General features: G+C 71.6%; 15 protein-coding genes and 1 pseudogene. 8 read left to right on the forward strand and 8 right to left on the reverse strand.

Features of this window, described 5'->3' with window-relative positions:
- Positions 1-128: 128 nt before the first annotated feature.
- The 3 genes and pseudogenes from OG798_RS10590 to OG798_RS10600 all read left to right on the forward strand — a co-directional run.
- Positions 129-614, forward strand: a pseudogene (locus OG798_RS10590) (dehydrogenase); the annotation flags it as partial.
- A 32-nt stretch (positions 615-646) separates the two neighbouring features.
- Positions 647-2,065, forward strand: a complete 1,419-nt coding sequence (locus OG798_RS10595; RefSeq protein ID WP_328756860.1) for a DUF2252 domain-containing protein — start codon at positions 647-649, stop codon at positions 2,063-2,065.
- A 22-nt stretch (positions 2,066-2,087) separates the two neighbouring features.
- Positions 2,088-3,920 (forward strand): glycoside hydrolase family 15 protein, encoded by a 1,833-nt coding sequence (locus tag OG798_RS10600; protein WP_121416966.1) that lies wholly within the window; start codon positions 2,088-2,090, stop codon positions 3,918-3,920.
- Here OG798_RS10600 and OG798_RS10605 read toward each other — a convergent pair.
- From OG798_RS10605 to OG798_RS10615, 3 genes are all read right to left on the reverse strand, one after another.
- Positions 3,871-5,175: a chloride channel protein gene (locus OG798_RS10605; protein ID WP_328756861.1), complete on the reverse strand. Its 1,305-nt coding sequence runs from the start codon at positions 5,173-5,175 to the stop codon at positions 3,871-3,873. The two genes, OG798_RS10600 and OG798_RS10605, sit on opposite strands and share 50 nt — an antisense overlap.
- 250 nt (positions 5,176-5,425) lie before the next feature.
- Positions 5,426-6,541 carry a GNAT family N-acetyltransferase gene (locus tag OG798_RS10610; RefSeq protein WP_328756862.1) on the reverse strand — a complete coding sequence of 372 codons (1,116 nt, stop codon included), beginning with the start codon at positions 6,539-6,541 and terminating at the stop codon, positions 5,426-5,428.
- Positions 6,542-6,813: 272 nt separating this feature from the next.
- On the reverse strand, positions 6,814-7,212 hold the full coding sequence (locus tag OG798_RS10615; RefSeq protein WP_267061046.1) for an acyl-CoA reductase: 399 nt from the start codon (positions 7,210-7,212) through the stop codon (positions 6,814-6,816).
- A gap of 49 nt (positions 7,213-7,261) precedes the next feature.
- On the opposite strand from OG798_RS10615, the gene OG798_RS10620 reads away from it, so the two are divergent.
- A complete protein-coding gene (locus OG798_RS10620; protein ID WP_328756863.1) occupies positions 7,262-8,431 on the forward strand; it encodes an MFS transporter in 1,170 nt (389 codons plus the stop codon).
- A gap of 403 nt (positions 8,432-8,834) precedes the next feature.
- A complete protein-coding gene (locus tag OG798_RS10625) occupies positions 8,835-9,578 on the forward strand; it encodes a maleylpyruvate isomerase family mycothiol-dependent enzyme (RefSeq protein ID WP_328756865.1) in 744 nt (247 codons plus the stop codon).
- Positions 9,579-9,694: 116 nt separating this feature from the next.
- Here the strand turns inward: OG798_RS10625 and OG798_RS10630 are convergent, their stop codons facing one another.
- Positions 9,695-10,105: a MarR family winged helix-turn-helix transcriptional regulator gene (locus OG798_RS10630; RefSeq protein WP_121416962.1), complete on the reverse strand. Its 411-nt coding sequence runs from the start codon at positions 10,103-10,105 to the stop codon at positions 9,695-9,697.
- An 84-nt stretch (positions 10,106-10,189) separates the two neighbouring features.
- Between OG798_RS10630 and OG798_RS10635 the strand changes: the two genes are divergently transcribed.
- Together OG798_RS10635 and OG798_RS10640 are read left to right on the forward strand one after the other, a co-directional pair.
- Positions 10,190-11,713, forward strand: a complete 1,524-nt coding sequence (locus tag OG798_RS10635) for an MFS transporter (protein ID WP_095856197.1) — start codon at positions 10,190-10,192, stop codon at positions 11,711-11,713.
- A 123-nt stretch (positions 11,714-11,836) separates the two neighbouring features.
- A complete protein-coding gene (locus OG798_RS10640; protein WP_095856196.1) occupies positions 11,837-12,115 on the forward strand; it encodes a DUF6332 family protein in 279 nt (92 codons plus the stop codon).
- Here OG798_RS10640 and OG798_RS10645 read toward each other — a convergent pair.
- The 3 genes from OG798_RS10645 to OG798_RS10655 form a co-directional block, all read right to left on the reverse strand.
- The gene (locus tag OG798_RS10645; protein ID WP_267063772.1) at positions 12,076-12,741 is read right to left on the reverse strand and encodes a response regulator; all 666 of its coding nucleotides are present in this window, start codon (positions 12,739-12,741) and stop codon (positions 12,076-12,078) included. The genes OG798_RS10640 and OG798_RS10645 overlap by 40 nt on opposite strands.
- A 101-nt stretch (positions 12,742-12,842) precedes the next feature.
- Positions 12,843-14,099: a sensor histidine kinase gene (locus tag OG798_RS10650; protein ID WP_267061049.1), complete on the reverse strand. Its 1,257-nt coding sequence runs from the start codon at positions 14,097-14,099 to the stop codon at positions 12,843-12,845.
- A gap of 113 nt (positions 14,100-14,212) precedes the next feature.
- Positions 14,213-14,950: a TetR/AcrR family transcriptional regulator gene (locus tag OG798_RS10655; RefSeq protein ID WP_121416961.1), complete on the reverse strand. Its 738-nt coding sequence runs from the start codon at positions 14,948-14,950 to the stop codon at positions 14,213-14,215.
- Positions 14,951-15,136: 186 nt separating this feature from the next.
- On the opposite strand from OG798_RS10655, the gene OG798_RS10660 reads away from it, so the two are divergent.
- The gene (locus tag OG798_RS10660) at positions 15,137-15,586 is read left to right on the forward strand and encodes a nitroreductase family deazaflavin-dependent oxidoreductase (RefSeq protein ID WP_079089222.1); all 450 of its coding nucleotides are present in this window, start codon (positions 15,137-15,139) and stop codon (positions 15,584-15,586) included.
- A gap of 118 nt (positions 15,587-15,704) precedes the next feature.
- On the opposite strand, the gene OG798_RS10665 is transcribed toward OG798_RS10660, so the two are convergent.
- Positions 15,705-16,961, reverse strand: coding sequence for a geranylgeranyl reductase family protein (locus OG798_RS10665; protein WP_095856193.1), 1,257 nt, complete (start codon positions 16,959-16,961; stop codon positions 15,705-15,707).
- Positions 16,962-17,120 lie beyond the last annotated feature (159 nt).

Genomic DNA, 17,120 nt, shown 5'->3' on the forward strand with positions numbered 1-17,120 from the left:
TCCAACTCGCCGGAAATATCCCCCAGGGATACCTTGGGTTTCGGGACAGATGCCCACGGTGGGCAGTGGGGACGGTGGCCTGCATGACCGACGCACAGCACTACGACGCCATCGTGGTCGGCACCGGTTCCTACGAGGAACTCGAGCCCTACTACACCCAGGCCGAGCATCTCCACCTCGTCCACGGCCGACACGGCGAGGACCCGACCGAGGCTCCCACCAGCGCCCAGTACCTGTATCCGCCGGTCCAGCACGAGCCGCGCATCCAGCAGCTCAGCCATGATCTGGAGAAGCAGGGGCTGCACCCCTTCCACCTCCCGATCGGTATGAACCTCACCCAGGACGTGCGGCGCCTGGACACGGACGCGACCGGCCGAAGCGTCACCTCGGTCGTCGCGACGGTCGGGGACGGGGGCGGCGAAGGCTCGACCGTGGAGTTCAGCGCGGACATCGTGGTCGTCGCCTGCGGCGCCGTCAACTCCGCCGTCCTGCTGCTGCGTTCGGCGAACGACCGGCATCCACGCGGGCTGGCCAACAGCTCGGATCCCCTCGGCGGCATCCACCTGGCCCTCGACGAGAACAATCCGTCGCTGACGGCCATCGCCAACGCCCCGCGTATCGGTGATCGCATCGCGGACCGACTGCGATGACCTCGCACCACCCGGCCGACGGCGTCGTCCCGCACCGCACGCCCCGCGAGCGTGCCGAGACCGGCAAGGCCGCCCGGGCCGCCGTACCCCGCTCCAGTCACGCGGAGTTCACTCCCGCTCAGAAGCGGCCCGACCCCGTGGACGTCATCGAGGCGCAGTCCGCGACCCGGGTGCCCGAGCTCGTACCGATCCGCTACGGGAGGATGATCGAGTCACCGTTCCGCTTCTATCGGGGGGCCGCCGCCATCATGGCCGGGGACCTCGCCGACACCCCCCGCAGCGGGATCACGACGCAGGTGTGCGGCGACGCGCACCTGCTGAACTTCCGGCTGCTGGCCTCGCCCGAGCGCCGCATGATGTTCGACATCAACGACTTCGACGAGACGCTGCCCGGCCCGTGGGAGTGGGACGTCAAGCGGCTGTCCACGAGTTTCGTCATCGCCGGCCGGGCGAACGGCTTCAGCGCCAAGGAACGGGCCTGCGTCGTGCGGTCGACGGTGCGGTCGTACCGCGAATGGCAGCGGCGCTTCGCCCAGCTGGGCAATCTCCCCGTGTGGTATGCCCGGTTCGACGAGGACTGGGTGCGAACCCACGTCTTCCAGGAGGTGAGCGCGCGGGCCCGCGAGCGCTGGTCGCGGACGGTGGCGAAGGCACGCACCCGCGACAGCCTCCAGGCCTTCGACAAACTCACCCATGTCGTCGACGGGAGGGTCCGTATCGCTCCGGATCCCCCGCTGGTCACACCGCTGCAGGACCTGCTTCCGGACGTCGAACGCGAGGCGATGGAGGAGCTGATCCGCCGGATGATCGAACGGTACGGTCAGAGCCTCCCGTCGGACCGGCGGTTGCTGCTGGAGCAGTACCGGCTGGTCGACGTGGCCCGCAAGGTGGTCGGGGTCGGCAGCGTGGGCACCCGCTGCTGGATCATTCTGCTGCTCGGCCGCGACGACCAGGATCCGCTGCTCCTGCAGGCCAAGGAGGCCGACGAGTCGGTACTGGCGCCGTTCACCGGGGCGAGCGACTGCCGGACGCAGGGCGAGCGCGTGGTCTGCGGTCAGCGGCTCATGCAGGCGGCCAGCGACATCTTCCTCGGCTGGGCTCGGGCTGACGGCATCGACGGCGGCCGACGGGACTTCTACGTACGGCAGTTGCGGGACTGGAAGGGCATCGCGGAGCCCGAGTCGATGGTGCCGGACGGGATGCGGGCCTTCGGTGAGCTGTGCGGTGCCACGCTGGCCCGCGCGCACGCGAGGTCGGGGGACCGGATCGCCATCGCCGCCTACCTGGGCGGAGGTGAGGTCTTCGACCGGGCGCTGGTGACGTTCGCCGAGCGCTACGCCGACCAGAACGAGCAGGACCACCGGGCACTCGTCGACGCCGTCCGTTCCGGGCGGGTCAAGGCTGAAACCGCCTGACACGCCTGACAAGGAGAGCAGCATGGATCGCTATCCGCCCATCGCCGACCACGGGCTCGTCGGGGACCTGCAGACCGCGGCTCTGGTCTCGTCCCAGGGAGTCATCGACTGGTTCGCGGCACCGCGCTTCGACTCACCGAGCATCTTCGCCGCGCTGCTCGACCACGACGGCGGCGGTCATTTCCTCCTCGCGCCCGAACACCCCGAGGGCACCTGGAGGCAGCTCTACTACCCGGACACCGCCGTCGTGGTGACCCGCTTCATGTCGCCCGACGGAGTCGGCGAGATCGTCGACCACATGCCGGTCCAGCCCGGCCCGACGGCGACCGACCGGCACAGCCTGGTGCGGGTCGTCCGCGCGGTGCGCGGCACCGTGCGCTTCACCCTCGAATGCCGGCCGCGGTTCGACTACGCGCGGGCCGCCCACGAACTCGACCTGACGCACGGCAGGCCGATGCGGGAGACGGCGACCTTCCGGGCCCCCGGTATGACCGCCTACCTCCAGGGCGGCATCCCGCTCGAACGGGACGGGCAGGACGTCCGAGGCGCCATCACCCTCAACGCCGGGGAGTCGGCGGTCGTGGTGTTCACCGTCTGCGCGCCGGACGGGGCGGCGCCACCGCCCCCCACCACCGAAGGGATCACCGAGGATCTCTGGGAGAACATCGACTTCTGGCAGAAGTGGGTGCGCACCTCGCGCTACCGCGGCCGCTGGACGGACATGGTGCACCGCTCCGCGATCACCCTCAAGCTCCTCACGTACGCCCCCACGGGCGCGCCTGTCGCCGCCGCCACCATGGGACTGCCCGAGCAGGTCGGCGGCGAGCGCAACTGGGACTACCGGTACACCTGGGTACGGGACGGCTCCCTGTCGGTGCGGGCCCTGCTCGACCTCGGCTTCGTGGAGGAGGCCACCCGCTTCACCCGCTGGCTGGGCGACCGTCTGGGCGACCGCGAGGGCCCCGACGACGAACCCCTCCAGATCATGTACCGGGTCGACGGCGACCCCCATCTGACGGAGGAGATCCTGGAGCACTTCGAAGGTTACCGCGGCTCCTACCCGGTCCGGGCCGGCAACGCGGCCAGTGACCAACTGCAGCTCGACATCTACGGCGAGGCCCTCTACGCCCTGGCCGAGGGCCGCGAGGTCGGCGAACAGACGGGCTACCACGGCTGGAAGGGGCTCGCCGCCACCCTCGACTGGCTCGCCGACTCCTGGGACCGGCCCGACGAGGGCATCTGGGAGACCCGGGGCGGACGCAAGAACTTCACCTACAGCCGGGTGATGTGCTGGGCGGCGTTCGACCGCGGCCTGAAGTTGGCGCACGAGTTCAGCAGACCGGCCGACACCGTGCGCTGGACCCGGGCCAGGGACGCGATCCTCGAACAGGTCATGGAGCGCGGCTGGAACGACAAGGAGCAGGCCCTCGTCCAGTACTACGGCGGCGACGTCCTGGACGCCTCCTTGCTGCTCGTCCCCCGGGTCGGATTCCTGGCCCCCCGCAGCCCCGGCTGGCTCAACACCCTCGACGCCATGGACCGCGTCCTCGTCTCCGACAGCCTGGTCTACCGCTACGACCCCGGGGCCTCGCCCGACGGACTGCGCGGCTCCGAAGGAACCTTCAGTCTGTGCACCTTCCTCTACGTCGACGCCCTCGCCCGCGCGGGGCGCCTCTCCCAGGCCCGCTATGCCTTCGAGAAGATGCAGACGTACGCGAACCACGTCGGCCTGTTCGCCGAGGAGATCGGTCCCAGCGGGGAGCAACTCGGCAACTTCCCGCAGGCCTTCACCCATCTCTCGCTGATCATGGCCGCGACGACGCTGGACGAGGCGCTGGACGCGCTCCATCGCTGAACACCGGGATTCCCGGCCCCAGCGACAGCAGTTCGGTGGTCACGAAGGACACCACGGCGGCGAGCACGATCACCGGCACCGTGCCCGAGTTGCCCACCATCAGCACGACCAGCACCACACAGCTGACCGGCAGCCGGAGCGCGGCGGCGGACGAGGCCGCCATGCCCGCCGCCACGCCCGGCACGACGCCGAGCCCCGGCAGCGGCGCGAGCAGGGCGCCCATCGCGCCGCCCAGGAACAGCGCGGGGAACACCGGACCGCCGCGCAGGCTGCCCAGGCAGAGCGCGTACGCGACACCCTTGAACACCAGGACCGCCACCAGGCTGCCGACCGACCAGGCGTGCGGGTCGGTGGCGAGCTGTACCAGGATGGACTGGCCCGACAGGGCGACGTCGGACGGCGAACGGCCGGTGAGGACCGCGTAGAGCGCCGCGCAGACGGCCGCGCCGAGTGCGCAGAGCACCGTGTTGCGCAACGGATGCGCGACCACGAGGCGCGCCGCGATCCGCCCGCCCGCGATGATCCAGTGGATGGCCGCCCCGACGACGACCGCCATGAGCACCGACCACACCACGTCCCCGGCGTCGAGGACGGAGGGCGCGGGCAGTCCGATCTCCAGGCTCCCGGTCTTCAGCCCGGTCCAGTCTCCGAAGCCGGTGAACACGATGGCGCCGATTCCGCCGGCCAGCAGGACGGGGAGCATCACCGCGAACAGCTGCGGCCCGCCCACTCCGGACGCCTCCATCAGGAGCACGGCCGCCACCACCGGACTTCCGAAGATCACGGAGATGGCCGACGCGGCGCCCGCGGCACCGAGCAACGCCGTGTTCGCCTCGGTCGCGGGAACACGTACGAGATCCCGGAACATCAGCGCCAGACCGCCGCCCAGAGCGATGAGGGGCGCCTCGGGCCCGAGCACGGCTCCCAGCGGCAGACTCGCCAGCGCGGCGAGGACCACGCCGGGAACGGCGGCCTTCGACGCACCTCCGGGCTGCAATCCCCCCGCCGGGATGTGTCCGCCCCGGCCGGGAAACCGCAGGACGACCAGGGCGACGACCGCACCCGACACCACGGCCGGCGGCAACGGCCACCACCACGGCGGATTCGACCACCCGAGATGGTGCGGCCAGTCCACCCAGATCAGACGTTCCAGCTCGTGCAGCAGGACGAGGAACCAGAACGCGACCAACGACACCGGGATCCCGATCAGGCCGCAGAAGAGCAACGTCCGCCGGTACGCGGGCTGCCGCAGCATGTCCCTCAGCTGCTCGGCCTCGCGGGGCTGATCTCCCGGGGCGGGCTCCGCCTGTACGGGCTTCGGTTCGGTGATGGGTCGTCTCCTGGGTCCGCTCGCAGCGATGCCGCCGGTCGGAGCGCGAGATTACCCACCACGTCGCCCATGCCCCTCCAAGCCACGCGACACCACCCGGAAACCCTCCGGGTGGACGCGCCCACCGATGCCACGATGCCGCACGGCCACCCGGACCCTCGGTGGCGAAGCCGGCTCAGCGGGCGCGGGGGCCCGCCGCGCCGGAGTCCGGCCGGCCCGAAGTACGCAGCGTGCCGACCGTCTTCAGCAGCCGGTCGGCCGGATCCCGCAGCCTGGGATGGGCCAGGACCGTGTTGCGCAGGCCCCGCACCGGCCTGCGCCAGAGCCGGTGCGCCGTGGCCATCGGGTGGGGGCGGGTCGCGAACCCTTCGCCCACGCGCAGCTCGCGGGTCTTGAGCCAGTCCTTCCACTCCTTGTCGCCACGGCCCAGGTCCATGAGCCGCACGCCCTCCCGCCCGGCGGCCTCGGCCATCCGGAGGTGCATGATCAACCCGGGTGAGTAGTAGCGGAGTTCGGGGTCGTACGCGGTGAACCAGGCCGCGAACAGCGTGCGCGAGGTCGGTCCGAAGTGTGCGGCCACCGGCCGGTCACCGGCGTACAGCACGGACAGCACGCCGTTGAAGTGCTCCTCACGGACCCGGAAGAGATGGTCCACCAGGTCCACGATCCAGGGCCGCGCGAACCGGTCCATCCGTCCCGTCCTGCGGTACTGGGCGGACTTCCAGCGCATGAGGGTGCGCAGCATCCGCGGGTCGCGCTCGTCGTAGACGAACCGCATCTCGCCCAGGTCGCGTCCCAGGCGGCGTTCCTTCTTCAGCGTCGTCTTGGCCAGTCCCGGGTAGGCGCCGCGCAGCCACTCGGCGTAGGTGCCCTCGCCGACCTTCAGGTCTATCGCCGGTGAGGCGAACGTCCCGGTGACATGTCTGCCGAAGGGTTTCTGCTCCTCGACGAGGTGGTCGAACTCGAAGACGGACAGCCCGCAGGCCCGCAGCAGTTCCTGCGTGTCCCAGGTGACCCCGGGGCGGTGCACCAGGGCCTGACAGTCGGAGAGGCCGAGACCGATGGCCCGGCCGACGCCCAGGGAGTTGCGCTCGTACGGGAAGAAGCCGACGGGTTCCCCTCTCTCGTGGAGGACCGCCACGTGCGCCCCGCCTCGGTACCTGTCGATCCCCGCCGCGAACTCCGGGGCCAGGAACGGGTTGGCGTAGTCGGGCGACTCGTCCATCACCCGATGCCAGGCCAGGAGGAGCGAACTGCCCAGCTCCTCCGGTCTGTGGATCGTGATCTCCACCTCAGATCAACCGCCCTTCCGCGGGCTCCGCGAGGGACGTACCGTTCGCAGCGCGGACCCCTAAGGCGTGAGGATCGTTGTTCATCGATCGCACGGCCGACCGCCCCCCATTCCCCCATGACGCGTCTCGAACTGTTCCGCGAGGCTCAAACGTCGCGAATCAGTACGCAAGCTGTCAAGGGTGTCTGTCGTAACGGAAGAGTGGGAATTGGCTTGCCCGGACCCGACCAGGCCGTCCGGCCTCGGGTCCGGGCAGCGGATCAAAGGCCGATTCACTCGTCGTCCACCCGGCGCATGAGGCGCTGCAGGGGGTGGAAGCCGTCGCGGGAGAGGCCCGGTGGCATACCGCCCGCCCGGCCGAGCGACACCACGCGCTGCACCCCGGCGCAGGCGAGGGCGTCGCGCGGTTCCGCCTTGCGCGTGTCCGGGTGGACGCCGACGGTCTGCGGTACGAGGAAGTGGTCGCCGTGATCGTCGGCGGTGGTGCGCGGCGCCGCGGCGCCGGAGCCGCTGCTCGGCTCGCCGAGCCCGACGGCGAGGCGGTGGCGCCCGGTCATGACGTGCTCGCGGATGAAGTCGCGCCGGGCCGCATCGCCCCAGCGGAACACCGTGATCCCGCCGCGGTCACCGGCTCGGCGCGACAGGCTCCTTGCCCCACCTCCGCCCGCCACCTACGCTGACTTTGTGCCGCTAATAAACAAAGCCCGTTCGCACAGTGCCGTGCGAGGCCCCGACGACCTCCCCCGCCTGCGTGGCGCCCTCACCGCCTTCTTCGCCCTCGACGGCTTCGTCTTCGCGGGCTGGGTCGTGCGCATCCCGGCCATCAAGGAGCAGACCGGCGCCTCGGTGAGCGACCTGGGGCTCGCGCTGCTCGGCGTCTCCGCCGGAGCGGTGATCACCATGACGCTCACCGGCCGGTTGTGCCGCCGCTTCGGCAGCCATCCCGTGACCGTCGTCTGCGGCATCCTGCTGGCGCTGAGCGTGGCCCTGCCCCCGCTGACGCACTCGGCGGTCGCGCTGGGGCTGGTCCTGCTCGTGTTCGGAGCGGCGTACGGCGGTATCAACGTCGCCATGAACAGCGCCGCCGTCGACCTGGTGGCCGCGCTGCGGCGGCCTGTCATGCCGAGTTTCCACGCGGCGTTCAGCCTGGGCGGCATGATCGGCGCGGGGCTCGGCGCACTGGTGGCCGGTTCCTTGTCCCCCACCCGGCACCTGCTCGCGCTCACCGTGATCGGCCTGCTGGTGACCGCCCTCGCCGGACGCACCCTGCTGAGCCACGAGCCCCCGGCGCCCCCGGAGCGCGGACAGTCGCACGAGAAACACACCCCGCGTCGCCTCGACGCACGCACCCGGGGGCTGGTGTTCGTCTTCGGCCTGATCGCCCTGTGCACCGCGTACGGCGAGGGCGCCCTGGCCGACTGGGGAGCCCTCCACCTGGAACAGGACCTGCGGGTCCACCCGGGCGTCGCGGCCACCGGCTACTCCTGCTTCGCGCTCGCCATGACCATCGGCCGGGCCGGAGGTACGGCGCTGCTGGAACGGCTGGGCCGCACACGGACGCTGGTGGGGGGCGGCGCCACGGCCGCCACCGGCATGCTGCTCGGCGCGCTCGCCCCCTCCGTGTGGGCGGCCCTGCTCGGCTTCGCGATCACCGGGCTCGGACTCGCCAACATCTTCCCCGTCGCCGTCGAACGCGCGGGCTCCCTCGCCGGCCCCGGCGGTGTCGCCATCGCCTCGACACTCGGCTACGGCGGCATGCTCCTGGGCCCGCCCGCGATCGGGTTCATGGCCGACTGGTTCTCGCTGCCCATCGCCCTCACCAGCGTGGCGGTGCTGGCGGCGCTGGCCGCGCTCATCGGGTTCGGGACGCGCCGGGCGGCCGTGGGCTGACGGCGCGTCGCCCCTGGTCCCTGCCGGGCGCCCCCGCGGACTGAGCAGGCGTGCTCCACCTCACAGCGGGCGAGGGAGCCGGGCGGGAACAACCCAGGGGCATCGGCCGTTGATCCGTACGTGGCTGCGGAGGGGACAGTGTCCCCGGGTCTCACCTACAGCCCATGGGGACGATCGTTCGGCTGAAGCCCCATGGAGCGTTCCGCCGCGAGGCGACCGCCCTCCGTCGGCCACGACATACGGCCCCGGCTGGTCTCCCCCGTCCAGCCGGGGCTTCTCCTTGCCCGCCGTCGGCGCCGACAGCCGCCGGGTCGGCCCACCGTGCGTCGGCAGTGACCCCCGTCGTGTGACGCGATGGGCGTCCGCGGCCCCCGGAGCCCACTCCGTCCGGCACACTCGCCGCATGGAGATTCCGGAGTTCGTGGAGAGCCTGGACCAGGAGGGCCGGTCGCTGGCCGCGGCGGCCGAGCAGGCGGGGCCCGACGCCAAGGTGGCGACCTGCCCGGGGTGGCAGGTGCGGGATCTGGTGCGGCACACGGGCATGGTGCACCGGTGGGCGACGGCGTTCGTCGCCGAGGGGTACGCCGCGTACCACCCGGACGGCGGCCTGCCCGAGCTGGACGGCGCCGAACTGCTGGCCTGGTTCAGGGACGGCCACCGCCGCCTGGTCGACACCCTCGCGGCCGCTCCGCCCGACCTGTCGTGCTGGAGCTTTCTGCCCGCGCCCTCGCCGCTCGCCTTCTGGGCACGGCGGCAGGCGCACGAGACGACCATCCACCGGGTCGACGCGCAGTCGGCGCTCGGCGAGACGCCGGACACGGTGACGCGCGGCTTCGCGGTGGACGGGATCGACGAGTTGCTGCGCGGCTTCCATGGACGTCCGAGGAGCCAGGTGCGCTCCCGAACTCCCCGTGTGCTGCGGGTGCGCGCCACCGACGTGGACGCGGTGTGGACCGTACGACTGTCGCCCGAGCCGCCGGTGAGCGAGTGGGGCGTGGCGGCGGGCGGGGACGTCGACTGCGAGTTGGCGGGGCCCGCGGCACGGCTCTATCTGGCGCTGTGGAACCGGCTGCCGTTCCCGGACTTGACCGGTGACGCCTCGCTCGCCGCGCTGTGGCGGGAGAAGTCCAGCATCACCTGGGGCTGAGACACCGGGGCCCGACCGGGTCGGTCCGGGTCGGTCCGCGTGCGAGGGCGGTCCGCGCGTGGTGGCCTCCGCCCTGCGTTTCGCGTGTGGTGGCCTCCGCCCTGCGGTCCGCGGCGTCAGTCGCCGGTGGCCGTTCCGCCCGCCAGCATCCGCGTCAGCACCGCCCGCTGCACGGGCAGCACCTCGGCATGGAGCGTTCGTCCCTTCGGAGTGAGGCAGACGCGCACCCCCCGCCGGTCCTCCGGGCACATGCCGCGCGTCGCGAGACCGTCCTTCTCCAGGCGGGCGATCAGCCGGGACAGGGCGCTCTGGCTCAGATGGACGCGGTCGGAGATCTCCTGGACGCGGTAGGAGCAGTCACCGTCGGACGCGGTGCCCCCGGCCAGCACGTCCAGCACCTCGAAGTCGCTTGCGCCCAGGCCGTGTCGGTGCAGCTCGCGGTCGAGCTCGCACAGGGTGCGCGCATGCACCGCGAGGATGTCACGCCACTGGTCCACGAGCACCTGCTCGGCCTTCTTCGCCGCCATGGGCGCACCGTAGCAAAGAATCGAGTTTGTTGCATCGGAATTAAATGCACTTGCATCCGATGCATGTGCATGTACTGTCTCCGCATGACCTCTCCGCTCACCACCCCCACCACCGAGGGACGCTGGACCCCACGGCTGTGGGGCACCCTGCTGGTGCTCTGCGCCGCGATGTTCCTGGACGCGCTGGACGTGTCGATGGTCGGCGTCGCCCTGCCGTCCATCGGTTCCGAACTGGACCTCTCCACCTCGACGCTGCAATGGATCGTCAGCGGCTACATCCTGGGATACGGCGGACTGCTCCTCCTCGGCGGCCGCACCGCCGACCTGCTGGGCCGCCGCCAGGTCTTCCTGGTGGCCCTGGGCGTCTTCGCGCTCGCCTCGCTGCTCGGCGGACTCGTCGACTCGGGCCCGCTGCTGATCGCCAGCCGCTTCATCAAGGGCCTGAGCGCGGCGTTCACCGCCCCGGCGGGCCTGTCGATCATCACCACGACCTTCGCCGAGGGCCCCCTGCGCAATCGCGCCCTGTCGATCTACACGACCTGCGCGGCCACCGGCTTCTCCATGGGCCTCGTACTGTCCGGCCTGCTCACCGAGGCCAGTTGGCGCCTCACCATGCTGCTGCCCGCGCCCATCGCGCTGCTCGCCCTGCTCGTCGGCCTGAAGCTGCTGCCGCGCAGCGAACGCGAGAAGGACCACAACGGCTACGACATCCCCGGCGCCGTCCTCGGCACGGCCTCGATGCTGCTGCTGGTGTTCACCGTCGTCCAGGCCCCCGAGGTCGGCTGGGCCTCGACCCGTACCCTCCTGTCCTTCCTCGTCGTGGCCGTCCTGCTCACCGTCTTCGTCCGTGTCGAGCGGCGCTCGCCAGGGCCGCTGATCCGGCTCGGCGTGCTCCGCTCCGGCAGTCAGATCCGCGCCCAGCTCGGCGCGATGGCGTTCTTCGGCTCGTACGTCGGATTCCAGTTCCTGGTGACGCTGTACATGCAGTCGCTGCTCGGCTGGTCGGCCCTGCACACCGCGCTCGCCTTCCTGCCCGCCGGCGCGCTGGTCGCGCTCTCCTCCACGAAGGTCGGCGCCGTCGTCGACCGCTTCGGGACGCCGCGCCTCATCGCGGTGGGCTTCGTGCTGATGGTCGTCGGCTACGCGCTGTTCCTGCGCATCAGCCTCGACCCGGTGTACGCGGCCGTGATCCTGCCGACCATGCTGCTGATCGGCGCGGCCTGCGCGCTGATCTTCCCCTCGCTCAACATCCAGGCCACCAACGGTGTCGACGACCACGAGCAGGGCATGGTCTCGGGTCTGCTCAACACCTCCGTCCAGGTGGGCGGCGCCCTCTTCCTGGCCGTGGTCACGGCCGTCGTGACCGCGAACTCCTCGGCAGGTTCCTCGCCGCAGGCCGTCCTCGACAGCTACCGGGCGGGTCTGATCGTGGTGACGGGGATCGCCGTGGCGGGGCTGCTGATCACGCTGCCGGGGCTGCGGACCCGGCGCCCGCGGCAGACCGTCGTGGTCGCACGGTCTGTGGGGAACGACTCCACGGGGAACGACTCCGTGCGGGAGGACTCCGCACGGGAGGATTCGGAGGGGCGGGTGGCGATCGGCGACTGATCCGGTTCGCCGACGACCTCAACTCACCGCGTCGACACGGCACTTCGGCCCGGCACTTCGACCCGACGCGCCCGGCGGGCAACCCCTTGCCCGCCGGGCGCACTGCCGTGACAGACTCGGACCATGGGGAGACGCACGCAGGAGCAGCGGGACGCGATGACGGTCGAGATCGGGTACGCGCTCCTCAGCGCGACCTTCGCGGCGGGCCTGGCGCTGGGCGCCGTATCCGGCCCCGCGCTGCTCTTCGATCTCCCGCTCACCATCGAGAAGGGCCTGATCACCTCGGGGGTACTGCTGGCGACCGCGCTCTTCGCGGTACGCGTGGTCACGGTGCTCGTCCGCTTCGGCCGCGCGGCCGGCACTCACCCGAGCCACCCCGGCCGCACCAACCCCGACTCATAGGCCAGCACGACCAGTTGGGCCCGATCACGGGCGCCGAGCTTCACCATCGTGCGACTGACATGGGTCTTGGCCGTGAGCGGGCTGACGACCAGACGCCGCGCGATCTCGTCGTTGGACAGTCCGATACCGACCAGGGCCATCACCTCCCGCTCCCGCTCGGTGAGCCGGAGGAGCGACTCCGCGGCCGCGGGCTCCTTGGAACGGGCCGCGAACTCCGCGATCAGACGGCGCGTCACGCCCGGTGACAGCAGCGCGTCGCCGCCGACCACCGCCCGTACCGCGCGCAGGAGTTCGTCCGGCTCGGTGTCCTTGACGAGGAAGCCGGACGCCCCGGAGCGGATCGCCTCGAAGACGTACTCGTCGAGCTCGAAGGTGGTGAGCATGACCACCTTCACGTCCTTCAGGTCCGGGTCGTCGGTGAGACGGCGAGTCGCGGCGAGGCCGTCGAGCAGCGGCATGCGGATGTCCATCAGGACGACGTCGGGCCGCAGTTCGCGCCCCTTGCGCACCGCCTCCTCGCCGTCGGCCGCCTCACCGGCCACCTCCAGGTCCGCCTGTGCGTCGAGCAGCGCCTTGAAGCCCGCCCTGACCAGTGACTGGTCGTCGGCGAGCAGGACGCGGATCACCGGTCCCGCCACGCCGTGCCTCGGTCCTCCCGCGCCGTCCACCGATCCTCCCCCGCTACCCACCGGCTCTCCTGCGCCATCTGCCGGCTCTCCTTCACCGTTCACCGGTCCTCCTTGACCTTCAGCGGGAGCACGGCCAGCACCCGGAAGCCTCCGTCGTCGCGCGGGCCCGCCTCGATCGTGCCACCGAGGGCGGCAGCCCGCTCCCGCATACCGGCCAGCCCGTTGCCGCTGCCACCCACGTCGGTGCCGGTCGCGGGCCCGTCGTCGTCGATCCGCAACCGCAGCGTGCCCTCAGCGGATTCCAGCCGCACGCGCGCGTGCCGCGACCCCGAGTGCCGTACGACATTGGTGAGGGCCTCCTGGACGATTCGGAACGCGGCGAGATCGGTACCCGGCGGAAGCTTCGGAACGCCGCCGGGTTTCTCGATCCCGACCGTCAGACCCGCGCTCGCCGCCTGTTCGACGAGTTCGGGGAGCCGGTCGAGCCCGGGCGCCGGCGTGCGCGGCGCCTCCCCCGGCGTACGGAGTGTGTCGAGCACTTGGCGGACCTCGCCGAGCGCCTCCTTGCTGGCCTCCTTGATGGTGGTGAGCGCCGTGCGCGCCTGTTCCGGGTCGGAGTCGAGAAGGGCGAGACCGACGCCCGCCTGGACGTTGATCACGGAGATGCTGTGGGCGAGGACGTCGTGCAGTTCACGGGCGATCCGCAGCCGCTCCTCGTCGGCGCGCCGGGCGGCGGCCCGCGCGCGTTCCGCACGGTCGCGGGCCCACTGCTCACGGCGTATCCGGGCCAGCTCCGACGCCACCAAGATCACCACGCCCCAGGTGATGAAGCCGAGTTCCTGGTTCCAGGAGCCGGCCCGGTCCCCCGCGGGCGGCAGCCATCGGTAGAGCCAGTGCCCCACCAGCAGATGGCCGACCCACAGCATGCCGACGGCCGTCCAGGCGGCCCAGCGGTGCCCCGCGACGACCGCGGCGAAGCAGCCGACGGCCACGGTGACGAAGACGGGCCCGTACGGATATCCGGCGGCCAGATAGACCAGCGCCGCCGCGGCCGTGCCGAAGGCGACGAACACCGGGTACCGCTGCCGCCACAGCAGCAGGCCGGTGCCGAGGATCAGCAGCGCCCTCGCGAAGAGGTCCAGGGGGGTGCGTTCGCCGTCCTGGGCGTGGGCCGCGAACTGGGAACCGCCCAGCACGAAGACGGTCAGCAGCAGGGTGGAACGCCACGGCCACCGGTCACCGCGCCCGCCGCCATGGTCCTCGGCGCCCCATCGGTGCCACCCCGGTGGCCCGTGCCTCCACCACGGCGGTACCCCGCCCCACACCGGAGACCTGGGGGTTCGCTGCTCTTCCATGACGGTCACGCTAGACGGCACGGGCCGCCGGGGGCGTCAGCCGGACGAGGTGATCACGCGTACTCCCCACGGAGTACCACCCGATCTCTCCACGGAATGCCACCCGGTCGTCGTCAGGGACCGGCCATGCCGTTCCCCTTGCCCGGGGTCCCGGTCGGCTCGGGGTACACCAGGCCGACGCCTTGGGCGAGTTGGTCCACCGCGTGCCGGAAGAACGGCTCGCGGTCCTCCACGAGCCGGTTGAACTGGCCGAAGAGCTCGAACCCGATCAGCCCGTAGAGCTGGGCCCAGGCGGCGACGAGCGCCGCGACCGCCTCGGGCGGCAGGTCGGGCGCGAGGTCGGCGGCCATCCGCTGCGCCTCGGCCTTCAGCTCGGGCGGCAGCGGGGTGCGGGCCACCCCCTTGCCCCGATACGCGTCCCGCACGATGCCGACCAGCAGCAGCCCGACGCGGGAGGCGGCCGGGATGGTCGTGTCCGGCGCGGTGTAGCCGGGCACGGGCGAACCGTAGATGAGCGCGTACTCGTGCGGCTGCGCCAAGGCCCAGCGGCGCGCCGCCACACACACCGCGATCCAGCGCTCGCGCGGCCCGGCGCCCGCGACCTGCGCGTGCGCCGCCTCCGCGCTCGCGCCGAGGGAGTCGTAGGCGTCGATGATGAGCGCGGTCAGCAGGTCGTCACGGCTGGGGAAGTAGCGGTAGAGCGCGGAGGAGACCATGCCGAGCTCCCGGGCGACGGCTCTGAGCGAGAGCTTGGCGGCGCCCTCCGCGGCGAGCTGTCTGCGCGCCTCTTCCTTGATGGCCGCGGTGACCTCGATCCTGGCTCGGGCGCGTGCTCCGCGTGCGGTACTCATGCGGGAAAGTGTGCCACGTTTTCAGAGCGGTGCACACAAACGAGAGCGGCGCACACTAACGAGAGCACGGCTCTTGATTTGGATCACCGATCTCATGCAGACTGCTCTCAAGCGAGAGCAGTGCTCACAAAAGCGAGCAGCGCTCCCACTCAGAGAGCGGCGCTCTCGCAACCGATGGGGGTCATCATGTCCACGCACGTCCAGAAGCCCGGCTGGTTCACCGTCAACGTCTTCAACCGCTGCGTGGCGTTCATGACCCGCCGCGGTCTCAGCATCTGGGGCTCCCGGGTCCTGGCCGTCCGTGGCCGCAAGAGCGGCGCGTGGCGCACCACCCCGGTCAATCTGCTCACCGTGGACGGACAGCAGTACCTGGTCGCCCCCCGCGGCCACGTCCAGTGGACGCACAACATGCGGGCCGCGGGCGGCGGCGAACTGCGCCTCGGCAAGAGGGTGGACACGTTCACCGCGACCGAGGTCGGCGACGACGACAAGGTTCCGCTGCTGCGTGCCTACCTCAAGCGCTGGAAGGCGGAGGTCGGCGTCTTCTTCGGTGGCGTCGGCCCCGACTCGTCCCCCGAGGAGCTGCGGCGCATCGCCCCCGACCACCCGGTCTTCCGGATCACGGTCACGAGCTGACCGGCCGGGAGCCGACGGACACCCCCGTCAGCCACCGGCCACTCCACAGCCACGCACACGGACGCGGACGCGGACGCGGTCACGGAGACAGACACGGACACGGCTCCGCGCCCAACGGTCACTCCGTGGTCGCAGTGCTCTCGGCAACCGTCGGCGCGGCGGCGGCCGAGCGCCGGTCGAACGCGGACAGGGCGCGCCCTGCCATAGGGTGGGAGCGCACCATCTCGCCCAGCGTGGTGGACCCGCGGGTGATCCCGGCGAACGCCCTCCAGGCGGGCCGGAAACTGGTGATCGCCGCGTGGAGCATGCCCGGCCGGCGCTCGAAGGCCGCGAGCATGCTCTTGCCGACGGCCATCTCGACGCCGAGCCCCGCCTTGATGGCGAAGGCGTAGTTGAGCGCCTGGCGCCGGGTGTCCACCCCGTCGTGTGCCTCGGCGATCCGCACCGCCCACTCCCCCGCGAGCCGCCCGGAGCGCAGCGCGAAGGAGATGCCCTCGCGGGTCCAGGGTTCGAGCAGCCCCGCCGCGTCGCCGCAGACGAGGACGCGCCCGCGCGACAGCGGGGAGTCGTCGGCGCGGCAGCGCGTCAGGTGCCCGGAGGAGATGCTCGGCTCGAACCCGGCGAGCCCGAGCCGGGCGATGAAGTCCTCCAAGTACCGCTTGGTGGCGGCGCCTTCGCCGCGCGCGGAGATCACGCCGACGGTGAGCGTGTCCCCCTTGGGGAACACCCAGCCGTAACTGCCCGGCATGGGACCCCAGTCGATCAGGACCCGTCCCTGCCAGTCCTCGGCGACGGTCTCCGGCACCGGGATCTCCGCCTCCAGGCCGAGGTCGACCTGGTCGAGCTTCACCCCGACGTGCGCCCCTATGCGGCTGGCGCTGCCGTCCGCGCCGACGACCGCCCGCGCCAGCACGGCCTCGCCGCCCTGGAGGACGACGGCGACGGTGCGCCGGTCGGGCACGGCGGACCCGTGCTGCTCGACCCGCGAGACCGTCACTCCCGTGCGCAGCTCGGCGCCCGCCTTCTGGGCGTGCTCGACGAGCTGCTGGTCGAACTCGGGCCGGTTGATGAGCCCGAACAGCATCTGCTTGGAGCGCCGGGTGCGGGTGAACTTGCCGTCGAGCGAGAACGTCACCGCGTGCACCCGGTCCTGGAGCGGTAGCTCGAAGCCGGGCGGCAGGGCGTCGCGCGAGGGGCCGATGATGCCGCCGCCACACGTCTTGTAGCGGGGCAGTTCCGCCTTCTCCAGCAGCAGGACGCTGCGTCCCGCGACCGCTGCCGCGTAGGCGGCCGAGGCGCCCGCCGGCCCCGCGCCGACCACGACGACGTCCCACACCCGCTGTTCGTCGTCCGCCGAAGAGTTCTCGCTGCTCACGATGGTCTACTGCTCCCAGTCCAGCCGTCTGCCGCCACGGTCCCGAGCATCCTACGGCGGGCATCGCCGCAGGCCACTGTGGGAGGATCGGGGGCGTATGCGCCCTGCACACCATGGACGCGCGTACGCACCACCCGATCACTTGTACACAGAAGTACA

The sequence above is a fragment of the Streptomyces sp. NBC_00271 genome, from assembly GCF_036178845.1.
Classification (GTDB): domain Bacteria; phylum Actinomycetota; class Actinomycetes; order Streptomycetales; family Streptomycetaceae; genus Streptomyces.